The following is a 10,183-nucleotide window of genomic DNA, read 5'->3' as shown; positions in this document are numbered from 1 at the left end:
CACCGAGATCGCCGACTGGGCCGACGTCCACTTCATCTGCGTGGGGACCCCGCAGCAGCCCTCCGGCGCCGCCGACCTGAGCCAGGTCGAGAGCGTGGTCGAGACGCTGGCGCCGCTGCTCACCCGCCCCACCCTCGTGGTGGGCAAGTCCACGGTGCCGGTCGGCACCGCCCCGGCGCTGCGGGACCGGCTGCACGAGCTGGCCCCGGCCGGGGAGCAGGTCGAGCTGGCCTGGAACCCGGAGTTCCTGCGCGAGGCGTTCGCGGTGGAGGACACCCTGCGCCCGGACCGCATCGTGCTCGGCACCGAGTCCCCGCGGGCGCTGGCCCTGCTGCACCGCCTCTACGCCATCCCGATCAGCGAGGAGACCCCGCTGGTCGAGTGCGACCTGGCCACCGCGGAGCTGATCAAGGTGGCCGCCAACGCCTTCCTGGCCACCAAGATCAGCTTCATCAACGCGATGGCCCAGATGTGCCAGGCCGCCGGCGGCGACGTCGAGCTGCTCGCCGACGCCCTCGGCCACGACAAGCGGATCGGGCGGGCCTTCCTCAACGCCGGGCTCGGCTTCGGCGGCGGCTGCCTGCCCAAGGACATCCGCGCGCTCTCGGCCCGGGCCAGCGAGCTCGGCGTGGACGTCCTGGCCGACCTGATCGGCAGCGTCGAGTCGATCAACAACAACCAGCGCAAGGAGGTCGCCGAGCTGGCCATCGAGCAGCTGGGCGGCGACGTCCACGGCTGCAAGATCGCCGTGCTCGGTGCCGCGTTCAAGCCCGGCACCGACGACACCCGCAACTCCCCCGCCCTCGACGTCGCGCACTTCCTGGCCGACGCCGGCGCCGACGTCCACGTCTTCGACCCCCACGCCCGCGTCACCCGCCCCGACCTGACCCAGGCCGAGACCATCCCCGACCTGTTCCGCGGCGCCCACCTGGTGCTGCACCTGACCGAGTGGCCCGAGTTCCGCTACCTCGAGCCCGCCGAGCTGTCGCCGCTGGTCGCGAACAAGGTCCTCATCGACGCCCGGCTCAAGCTGCACCGCCCCACCTGGCAGCAGGCGGGCTGGCGGGTCGTCCAGCTGGGACGGGCCGCCACCCTCTGACCCGGCCGGGGTGACTCCGTGGCGGTCTAGCATCGTCGCCGAGTCGAGGACAGGAGGCAGGATGGCCGACTTCACCGTGGACCGGGCGCAGCTCGACGCCGGTGCCGACGCGTTCGAGGGTCTGCACGGGCAGGCCGAGGAGACCGCGCAGGCGCTGGCCGACGTCCCCCTGGTCGAGAGCGACTTCGGTCGCATCCCGTGGCTGCAGACCCGCGTCTGGGAGGCCTTCGTGGAGCACCGCGACGCCTGCCAGGAGTCGCTGACCGAGCTGACCGACGCGCTGGACAGCGTCCGGGCCGGGCTCTCGGCCACCTCCGCGACCTACCGCATCATGGACGAGGACGCCGAGCAGGCGGCCGAGCTGTTGATCCAGGGCATGGGCGGAGGGCCGGCGTGACCGAGTACACCAACACCCTCGACCAGTGGTACGGCTCCTGCCCGGGGCCGGTTCAGACGGTGCTGCAGTGGCCCTACCAGCAGATCTCGGAGATCCTGCAGTGGCTGACCGGTGAGCCGAACACCATCGCCGCGCAGTGCACCACCTACGCCACCCAGGGCCAGACCATCAGCGGCTACGCCACCACCATCGCCGAGATCAAGAACTCGATGACCGGGTGGAGCGGCGGCGCCCGCAACGCCTTCGACGCGAAGATGGACCAGCTCGGCGGCAACTTCGAGCAGCTCGGGCAGGCGGTGGGCTCCACCCAGGAGATCCTCGTCGCCGCGGCCGAGACCTGCGTCGAGGCGTCGAACATGGTGATCGACATCGTGAAGATGGTGATCGAGTTCCTGCTCACCTCGCTGGCGGTGGCGATGGCCACGGCGGTGTTCACCTTCGGGGCCTCGGTGGCGGCCTGGATCGCCAGCAACCTGGCCAACGGGGCCCGCGCCCTGGCCCAGATCATGAACGGGCTGGCGAAGGTGGCGCAGGTGCTGCACAAGATCGCCGGGCTGCTGGAGAAGCTGGCCCGGGCCTTCACCAAGGTCGCCGAGGTGCTGCGCAACCTCAAGGCGCTGCTGCAGGCGCTGAAGCAGCTGCAGAAGGGCGCCGGGTTCGGCACCAAGCTGTACCTGCGCGGGCTGGCCGCCGCGGCCAGCCAGCCGGTCGTCATCGGCGCCAACGGCCTCATCGCCGGGGCGGAGGCCGCCACCGGCCGCGACCTGCCGAACATGCCCGGCGGTGCCGGTGAGGGTGTCGACGCCGCCCAGTCCGGCGCCGGTGCCGTGGGCGCCGGCAACCGGGCCCAGGACGCCGCCGACCGGAACCGTCCTCCCGGTCACTGACCGCGCGGACGGGCGTCGGGAGCGGGTCAGTCGCCGATCAGGCGGTCGAGCCGGGCCGAGAGCTCGTCCAGCCGCAGCGAGATGGCGTCCATCTGCCGTTCCGTCTCCGCCACGCGGGCGGCGACGGCCCCGGCCAGGTCCGTCTGCGCCGGCCCGGCGGCGGCGGCGGCCAGCGCGTCGTTGACCGCCTCGACCACGGCGCGGCCGAGCGTGTCCGGGTCCTCGCGGGAGTTGACCACCACCGACTCGACCTCGAGCCGCAGGCCGTCGACGCTGGCCGTCACCCGGCCGTCGGCGCTGGTGCGCTCGTGGGAGCGGTCGAGGTCGGCGGCCTCGACCCGGGGGGCCGCCGCCGGCGGAGCCAGGTGGGCGCGGACGGCCTGGGTGAAGTCGGGCTCAGGCACCGTGACCTCCGGCGAGACGGCGGAGCTCCGGACCGATCCGGGGCAGCTCGCCCATCGCCCGCACCGTCTCCTCCCGGGCCAGCCGCAGGGCCGCGTTGACCGCCTCGGCGATGCGGGCGCCGAGCAGTCCGGCGGGCAGGTCGGGTCGCAGCACGTCGACCGTCCGCAGCCGCTGGTCCCCGCCGACGACCGCCGTCACCTCGCCGCCGCCGGAGGTCGCCGTCCACGACCGCGCGGTGATCTCCTCCACCGCGTCCAGCAGCGGGTCGCGGGGGTCGGGGGCGCCGGCCGGCTGGGGGCCGCTCGGAGGGCTGGGCTGGTGCATGGCCGCATCCTGCCACGCGGCCGGTCCGAGACGCCCGGTCCGCCCGGCTGGCACAGTGGGAACGTGCTCGACACCCTCAAGGTCTTCCGCTCCCAGATCGAGGCGCTGCTGCAGCCGGGCGAGCGGGCGCTGTTCTGCGGCATGGCCGCCTACTTCGCCGGCCACGAGGAGCTGGGCGTCGCCGCCGGGGAGGGCGCCGACGCGGTGGACGTGCTGCTGGGCGTGGCGTCCCCGCGGATGCTCGAGCGCGCGGACCAGCTGGTGACCGGGACCTCGCTGCTGGGCTGGCCCGGCTGCCGGGCCCAGCAGCTGGCGGCGGCGGTGCGTCGGACGACCCAGAGCCAGCTGCTGGTGACCGACCGGCGGCTGGCGGTGCTCGACACGACGGACTTCACCCTGCTGTGGGACTGCCCCCGTGCCGACGTGCTGCGGGTCCGCCGCCGCGGCCGGCTGGGTCAGGCCGGCCGCGTGGTGCTGCAGCTGGCGGACGGCTCGGCGCTCGCCCTGGTGCTGGGCACGCTGGGCACCGGCCGGGCCCGTCGTCTGGTCCACGCCCTCGAGCAGGGCTGAGCCCGGCCCTCAGCCGCCGGCCACGACCACGTCGGCGCGCAGGTCCGGTCGCTGCTCGCGCAGGTAGGCCTGCTCGCTGGGGATCCACTCCGCCAGCCACCGCTCGCGCCACACCTGCTCGCCGTCGCGGGCCCGCGCCCGTGCCGCCCGCACCTCGGCCGGCGTCTCGACCCACACGGTGACGTCCCATGGCACCGGCACCCGCCGGTCGGTGGCCGAGACGCCCTCCACCAGCACCGGACGCCCCGGCTCGGCGGTGCGGTCCTGCCCCGGCCGGCCGGTGTAGGGGTCCCACTCCGTCCAGCGGGCGGGTCGGCCGGCCAGCAGCGGCTCCAGCACCTGCTCGCTGAACAGCTGGTGGTCCCAGGTCGGCGCACCGGGGCGGGCGAAGCCGTCGACGTGGACCACCACGGCCCCGGGGAGGGCCGCGGCGAGCCGTCCGGTGAAGGTGGTCTTCCCCGACGCGCCGAGGCCGTCCACGCCCACCCAGCAGGTGCGGCCGTCCGCTCCCCGGGCCGTCAGGAGCGCGACGACCGCAGCGAGGCCCTGCTCCACCGGGTGCACGGCGGGCACGCTACCGCCGGCCGATCCGGACCACGTGGTGGGGCGGGGCCCCGCATTGCTAGCGTCAGCCGGGGAGCCCGCGAGCCGTCGGGCCAGCAACGGTGCGCCTCGCCAGGCGCAGGAGGAGTCGAGTCGTGACCAACGCACCCGTCAAGGTGGCCGTCACCGGGGCCGCCGGACAGATCTGCTACAGCCTGCTGTTCCGCATCGCCAGCGGCTCGCTGCTGGGGCCGGACCAGCCGGTCGAGCTCCGGCTGCTGGAGATCACCCCCGCGCTGAAGGCCCTCGAGGGCGTGGTGATGGAGCTGGACGACTGCGCCTTCCCGCTGCTGAGCTCGGTGCACATCGGCGACGACCCCAACGACGTGTTCGAGGGCGTCAACCTGGCGATGCTGGTGGGCGCCCGCCCGCGCAGCAAGGGCATGGAGCGCAGCGACCTGCTCGAGGCCAACGGCGCGATCTTCACCGCCCAGGGCAAGGCGCTCAACGACCACGCCGCCGACGACGTCAAGGTGCTGATCACCGGCAACCCGGCCAACACCAACGCGCTGATCGCCATGCGCAACGCCCCCGACATCCCGGCCGAGCGCTTCAACGCGCTGACCCGGCTCGACCACAACCGGGCGGTGGCGCAGGTGGCGGCCAAGGCCGGCGTCCCGGTCACCGAGGTCACCCACATGACCGTCTGGGGCAACCACTCCGCCACCCAGTACCCCGACCTGTTCCACACCGAGATCGGCGGGCGCAACGCCGCGGAGCTGATCGACGACCAGGCCTGGATCGAGAACGAGTTCCTGCCCACCGTGCAGAAGCGCGGGGCGGCCATCATCGAGGCCCGGGGCTCCTCCTCGGCGGCCTCGGCGGCCAACGCCACCGTCGAGCACATGCGGGACTGGGTGCTCGGCACCCCCGAGGGCGACTGGGTCTCCATGTCGGTGCCCAGCGACGGCTCCTACGGGGTGCAGGAGGGGATCATCTCCTCCTTCCCCTGCACCGTCACCGACGGCGAGTACAGCATCGTCCAGGGCCTGGAGATCGACGACTTCTCCCGCGCCAAGATCGACGCCAGCGTGGCCGAGCTGGTCGAGGAGCGCGACGCCGTCACCTCGCTCGGCCTGATCTGAGCCAGCCGCACCCGAGGGGGCGCCGACCGCGACGGTCGGCGCCCCCTCGGTTCCCCGGGGGAGCAGTCGCACGACACGTCGCCCAGCAGCCGGCGGATTTGGCCCGACGACCCCTCGTTACGCCACACTTCTGCCCATGAGCAACCCTTACGGTCAGAACCCTGGAGACCCCCAGAACCCCTACGGCGGGCAGCCGGCCGCCGACGCCCCCGGCATCGGTCTCGGCAAGGTGGGCTTCATCCTCGCCTGCATCCCCTGCGTCAGCAACATCGGCCTGATCCTGTCGATCGTGGCCTTCTTCCAGTCCAAGAGCGCGAACGTGCCGAACACCAAAGCCCGCAACGGCATCATCGTCGGCATCGCGTGGATCGTGCTGAGCATCATCCTCTACGTCATCGGCATCGCCGTGGGGCTGGCCAGCGGGGGCATGAGCACCTACTGACCTCCGCTCCTCTCTCCGAGTCGACCGTCAGCAGGGGCCGGGCCGTGCGGCCCGGCCCCTGCTGCGCCCGCGCTCTCCGCGTCCTGCTGGGCGTGCCCGCCGACGCGCTGCCCCACGGATGCGCCACACTTCTGCCCATGAGCAACCCGTACGGTCCGCCCAGCGACCCCAACGACCCCGACGCCCAGCGTCCCGGTGGCCAGCAGGACCCCTACAGCCAGCCCTCCGCCGGCCAGCCCGACCCCTACAGCCAGCCCGCCGCCGGCCAGCCCGACCCCTACGGCCAGCCCGCCGGCGGTCAGCAGGACCCCTACGGGCAGACTCCGTACAGCCAGCCCTCGGCCGGCCAGCCCGGCCCCTACAGCCAGCCCTCGGCCGGCCAGCCCGACCCCTACAGCCAGCCCTCGGCCGGCCAGCAGGACCCGTACGGCCAGCAGGCCGCCTACGGCCAGCAGGGTGCCTACGGGCAGCAGGCCGACTACGGCCAGCAGAACCCCTACGCGCCCGAGGCGTACGGCCAGAACCCCTACGGGCAGAACCCGTACGGGCAGGGCGCGGCCACCAAGCCCCCGGGTGAGACCCTCGGCCTGGTGGGTCTGATCCTGGCCTGCATCCCCTTCTGCTTCCTGCCGCTGATCGGTCTGATCCTGTCGCTGGTGGCGCGCTCGCAGTCCAAGGCGGTCGGCTACGAGAACAAGAAGGCCAAGATCGGCATCATCGTCGGCAGCATCCTGGTCGCCCTGTGGTTCGTGCTGGTCGTGCTCGGCTTCGTCAGCGGAGCCCTCGAGCAGTGACCCGCTCCGGGGTCGGACGCCGTCGGCGCCCGGCCCCGGCGCCCGGTCGCCCCCTGCCGGCGCCCGGTCCAGCGCGGACGGCAGGTCCGTCAGCGCAGGTAGGCCAGCACGGCCACCGCGAGCCCGCCGGCCCCCAGCAGCAGGACGTCCACGGCGCGGTGGCGGACCCGCAGCAGCCCCGCGGACCGCGAGGGCAGCACCAGCCGGAGCAGCGCGCCGAGCAGCAGCCCGCCGGCGCAGGTCCACAGCCCTCCGCGCCACCAGCCCAGACCGACCAGCACCAGGCCGACGACGAAGACCCCCAGCGCCGCCGCGAGCGGCGCGAGGCCGAGCGAACGGGGCGTCCGGGCACCGCGGCGCGGGGGCACACCGGCGGTGGCCGGCGCACCGGTCGGCTCGGGTGGCAGCACGGCCATCTCAGCCGGCGACCGGGTGGCGCTCGGCGAGCTCGACCACGTTGCGCAGCAGCATGGCCCGGGTCATCGGCCCCACACCCCCGGGCACCGGCGCGACCAGCGCCGCCTTCTCCAGCACCGAGGGGTGGAAGTCCCCGACCAGCCCGTCCTCGGTGCGGGTGATCCCCACCCCCACCAGCACGGATCCCTCGGCGACCATGTCGGCGTCCACCAGCCCGGCCACGCCGGCCGCCGCGACCACGACGTCGGCCCGGCGGGTGTGGGCCGCGAGGTCGCGCGTCCCGGTGTGGCACAGGGTGACGGTGGCGTTCTCCGAGCGCCGGGTCAGCAGCAGCCCCATCGGCCGGCCGACGGTGGTGCCCCGGCCGATGACGCAGACCTCGGCGCCGTCCAGCTCGACGTCGGAGGCCCGCAGCAGCTCGAGGACCGCTGCGGGGGTGCACGGCAGCGGGGCGGCGGTCCCCAGCACCAGCCGTCCGAGGTTGGTGGGGTGGAGCCCGTCGGCGTCCTTGTCGGGGTGCACCAGCTCCAGCACGGCGCTCTCGTCCAGGTGGGCCGGGAGCGGCAGCTGGACGATGTAGCCGGTGCAGGCGGGGTCCTCGTTGAGCTGCAGCAGCCGCTCCCGCAGCTCGGCCGGGTCCACGTCGGCGGGGAGCCGCACCTGGACGGAGGCCAGACCCACCTCGGCGCAGTCGCGGTGCTTGCCACGCACGTAGGCGAGGCTGCCGGGGTCGTCGCCGACCACCACCGTGCCGAGCGCGGGCACGCTCCCCCGCTCGGCGAGCGCGGCCACGCGGGCCCTGAGGTCCTCCTTGACGGCGGCCGCCAGCGGCTTGCCGAGCATGGTCTGTGCGGTCATCCTGCGGTCCCTGCGGTTCAGTGGAAGAAGTGGCGGGTGCCGGTGAGGTAGAGGGTGACGCCGGCCGCGCGGGCGGCCTCGACGGTCTCCTCGTCGCGCACCGAGCCGCCCGGCTGGACGATGGCGCGCACGCCGGCGTCGATCAGGATCTGCGGTCCGTCGGCGAAGGGGAAGAACGCGTCGGAGGCCGCCACGGCGCCGCGGGCGCGCTCGGCACCGGCCCGCGACACGGCGAGCCGGCACGAGTCCACCCGGTTGACCTGGCCCATGCCGATGCCCACCGAGGCGCCGCCGGAGGCGAGCAGGATGGCGTTGGACTTCACCGCCCGGCAGGCCCGCCAGGCGAAGGCGAGGTCGGCCAGGGTCGCCTCGTCGGCGGGTTCACCGGCGGCCAGCGTCCAGTTGGCCGGGTCGTCGCCGTCGGCGTCCACCCGGTCGGTCTGCTGCAGCAGCAGCCCGCCGCTGACCGCCCGCATCTCGATCCCGCTGTCCGCTCCGACAGGGCAGCGCAGGATGCGGATGTTCTTCTTGGCGGTCAGCACCTCCAGCGCGCCGTCCTCGTAGCCGGGGGCGACGACCACCTCGGTGAAGATCTCGGCCACCTGGCGGGCCATCTCGACCGAGACCGGCCGGTTCACCGCGATGACGCCCCCGAACGCCGACGTGGGGTCGCAGGCGTGGGCGCGACGGTGGGCCTCGGCCACGTCGGCGCCCACGGCGATCCCGCACGGGTTGGCGTGCTTGATGATGGCCACGGCCGGCTGGTCGAAGTCCGAGGCGGCCCGGCGGGCGGCGTCGGTGTCGACGTAGTTGTTGTAGGACATCTCCTTGCCGTGGAGCTGCTCGGCGGTGGCCAGCCCGGACCCGCCGGGGCTGCGGTAGAGCGCCGCGTCCTGGTGCGGGTTCTCGCCGTAGCGCAGCACGGACGCCCGCTCCCAGGTCGCCCCCACGAAGCGGGGGAAGCGTCCCTCCTCCTCGACCGCACCCAACCCGGAGGCGAACCACGACGCGACGGCCACGTCGTAGGCAGCCGTGTGGGCGAACGCCTCGGCGGCCAGGCGACGGCGCTGCTGCAGGGTGAAACCGCCCTCGGCCAGCGCCGCGGTGAGCTCGGGATACTGCTCGGGCGAGGTCACGATGGCCACCGACGGGTGGTTCTTCGCCGCACCCCGCACCATCGACGGACCGCCGATGTCGATCTGCTCGACACACTCGTCGGGGGTCGCACCCGAGGCGACGGTCTCGGTGAATGGGTACAGGTTGCTGACCACCAGGTCGAAGGGCTCCGCGCCGAGCTCGGCCAGCTGGCGGCGGTGGGTCTCCAGCCGGCGGTCGGCCAGGATCGGGGCGTGCACCAGCGGGTGCAGGGTCTTGACCCGGCCGTCCAGGCACTCGGCGAACCCGGTGACCTGCTCCACGGGGGTGACGGGCAGCCCGGCCCCGGCCAGCGTGCGGGCGGTGGAACCGGTGGAGACCAGCTCGACGCCGGCCTCGTGCAGCGCCCGGCCGAGCTCGACCAGACCGCTCTTGTCGTAGACCGACACCAGCGCCCGGCGGAGCGGGATCCGGTCCGGCTGCTCCAGCTTGTCGCTCGTCATCGCTTCGCTCACGTCTCCCTCGCTCGCTGACCGCCCGGGCGGGCCGGTCTCACTGGGTCGACCGGCGCCAGCCGGTCTGGTCGCGGTCGTGCCGGGCGGCCAGGGCGGCCACCGTCTCGACCAGGATCGCGCGCTCCACGACCTTGATCCGCTCGTGCAGCGTCTCCACGTCGTCGCCCTCGAGGACGTCGACGGCCCGCTGGGCCAGGATCGTCCCGGTGTCGACGCCCTCGTCGACCAGGAACACCGTGGCACCGGTGACCTTCACCCCGTGGGCCAGCGCGTCGCGCGGGCCGTGCATGCCCGGGAAGGACGGCAGCAGGGCGGGGTGGGAGTTGATGGTGCGGCCGCCGAAACGACCCAGGAAGGCCGGCCCCAGCAGCTTCATGAACCCGGCGCAGACGACGAGGTCCGGCTGGTGGGCGGCGACCTCGGCGGTCAGCCGGGCGTCCCAGGCGGCGCGGTCGGCACCCTTGGCCAGCGGCACCACGAAGGTGGGCACACCGGCGCGGGAGGCGCGGTCCAGGCCGGCGATGCCGTCGCGGTCCGCGCCGACGGCCAGCACCCGGGCCGGCAGCGTGCCGGCGGCCTGCGCGTCCAGCAGCGCCTGCAGCAGGGTGCCCGATCCCGAGACCAGCACGACCAGGCCGAGCTCCGGCTGCCGACTCTCCTCCGCCACCCGACGACCCTATCGTCTGGCGCCG

At 74.0% G+C, this 10,183-nt stretch carries 14 protein-coding genes; 7 read left to right on the top strand and 7 right to left on the bottom strand.

The annotated features are described in order from the left end of the window. The 3 genes from GC722_RS10260 to GC722_RS10250 all read left to right on the top strand — a co-directional run. On the top strand, nt 1–1,099 hold a 1,099-nt coding region (locus GC722_RS10260; protein WP_231747708.1), incomplete at its 5' end, for a UDP-glucose dehydrogenase family protein. A 61-nt stretch (nt 1,100–1,160) separates the two neighbouring features. Further along, on the top strand, nt 1,161–1,496 hold the full coding sequence (locus tag GC722_RS10255; RefSeq protein ID WP_156609966.1) for a hypothetical protein: 336 nt from the start codon (nt 1,161–1,163) through the stop codon (nt 1,494–1,496). Beyond that, entirely contained in the window at nt 1,493–2,383 is an 891-nt protein-coding gene (locus tag GC722_RS10250; protein ID WP_156609965.1) for a WXG100 family type VII secretion target, read from the top strand. The genes GC722_RS10255 and GC722_RS10250 overlap by 4 nt, the downstream gene beginning before the upstream one ends. Nucleotides 2,384–2,409: 26 nt before the next feature. Here GC722_RS10250 and GC722_RS10245 read toward each other — a convergent pair whose 3' ends face one another. Together GC722_RS10245 and GC722_RS10240 are read right to left on the bottom strand one after the other, a co-directional pair. Beyond that, nucleotides 2,410–2,787 carry a hypothetical protein gene (locus tag GC722_RS10245; protein ID WP_156609964.1) on the bottom strand — a complete coding sequence of 126 codons (378 nt, stop codon included), beginning with the start codon at nt 2,785–2,787 and terminating at the stop codon, nt 2,410–2,412. After that, the gene (locus tag GC722_RS10240; protein ID WP_156609963.1) at nt 2,780–3,112 is read right to left on the bottom strand and encodes a YbaB/EbfC family nucleoid-associated protein; all 333 of its coding nucleotides are present in this window, start codon (nt 3,110–3,112) and stop codon (nt 2,780–2,782) included. The genes GC722_RS10245 and GC722_RS10240 overlap by 8 nt, the downstream gene beginning before the upstream one ends. Nucleotides 3,113–3,175: 63 nt before the next feature. On the opposite strand from GC722_RS10240, the gene GC722_RS10235 reads away from it, so the two are divergent. Next, complete coding sequence (locus GC722_RS10235) at nt 3,176–3,682, top strand: hypothetical protein (RefSeq protein WP_156609962.1); 507 nt, start codon at nt 3,176–3,178, stop codon at nt 3,680–3,682. Nucleotides 3,683–3,691: 9 nt separating this feature from the next. Here GC722_RS10235 and GC722_RS10230 read toward each other — a convergent pair whose 3' ends face one another. After that, nucleotides 3,692–4,246 carry a uridine kinase family protein gene (locus GC722_RS10230; protein ID WP_156609961.1) on the bottom strand — a complete coding sequence of 185 codons (555 nt, stop codon included), beginning with the start codon at nt 4,244–4,246 and terminating at the stop codon, nt 3,692–3,694. 134 nt (nt 4,247–4,380) lie between these two features. On the opposite strand from GC722_RS10230, the gene GC722_RS10225 reads away from it, so the two are divergent. The 3 genes from GC722_RS10225 to GC722_RS10215 all read left to right on the top strand — a co-directional run bounded on the left by GC722_RS10225 (nt 4,381) and on the right by GC722_RS10215 (nt 6,606). After that, nucleotides 4,381–5,370, top strand: a complete 990-nt coding sequence (locus GC722_RS10225; protein WP_331714660.1) for a malate dehydrogenase — start codon at nt 4,381–4,383, stop codon at nt 5,368–5,370. A 136-nt stretch (nt 5,371–5,506) separates the two neighbouring features. Next, complete coding sequence (locus GC722_RS10220) at nt 5,507–5,812, top strand: hypothetical protein (RefSeq protein ID WP_156609960.1); 306 nt, start codon at nt 5,507–5,509, stop codon at nt 5,810–5,812. Between the two features lie 137 nt (nt 5,813–5,949). Further along, nucleotides 5,950–6,606, top strand: a complete 657-nt coding sequence (locus GC722_RS10215) for a DUF4190 domain-containing protein (RefSeq protein ID WP_156609959.1) — start codon at nt 5,950–5,952, stop codon at nt 6,604–6,606. An 89-nt stretch (nt 6,607–6,695) separates the two neighbouring features. Here the strand turns inward: GC722_RS10215 and GC722_RS10210 are convergent, their stop codons facing one another. The 4 genes from GC722_RS10210 to purN are packed head-to-tail and all read right to left on the bottom strand — an operon-like array spanning nt 6,696 to nt 10,158. Then, nucleotides 6,696–7,022, bottom strand: coding sequence for a DUF3017 domain-containing protein (locus GC722_RS10210; RefSeq protein WP_156609958.1), 327 nt, complete (start codon nt 7,020–7,022; stop codon nt 6,696–6,698). Between the two features lies 1 nt (nt 7,023). Further along, nucleotides 7,024–7,881 carry a bifunctional methylenetetrahydrofolate dehydrogenase/methenyltetrahydrofolate cyclohydrolase gene (locus tag GC722_RS10205; protein ID WP_156609957.1) on the bottom strand — a complete coding sequence of 286 codons (858 nt, stop codon included), beginning with the start codon at nt 7,879–7,881 and terminating at the stop codon, nt 7,024–7,026. 17 nt (nt 7,882–7,898) lie between these two features. Continuing rightward, nucleotides 7,899–9,479 (bottom strand): bifunctional phosphoribosylaminoimidazolecarboxamide formyltransferase/IMP cyclohydrolase, encoded by a 1,581-nt coding sequence (gene purH, locus GC722_RS10200; protein WP_156610066.1) that lies wholly within the window; start codon nt 9,477–9,479, stop codon nt 7,899–7,901. A gap of 49 nt (nt 9,480–9,528) precedes the next feature. Continuing rightward, nucleotides 9,529–10,158 carry a phosphoribosylglycinamide formyltransferase gene (purN, locus tag GC722_RS10195; RefSeq protein WP_331714659.1) on the bottom strand — a complete coding sequence of 210 codons (630 nt, stop codon included), beginning with the start codon at nt 10,156–10,158 and terminating at the stop codon, nt 9,529–9,531. Nucleotides 10,159–10,183 lie beyond the last annotated feature (25 nt).

The organism is Auraticoccus cholistanensis (assembly GCF_009742705.1).
GTDB classification, from domain to species: domain Bacteria; phylum Actinomycetota; class Actinomycetes; order Propionibacteriales; family Propionibacteriaceae; genus Auraticoccus; species Auraticoccus cholistanensis.
This window is presented reverse-complemented; position numbering and strand designations above follow the sequence as displayed.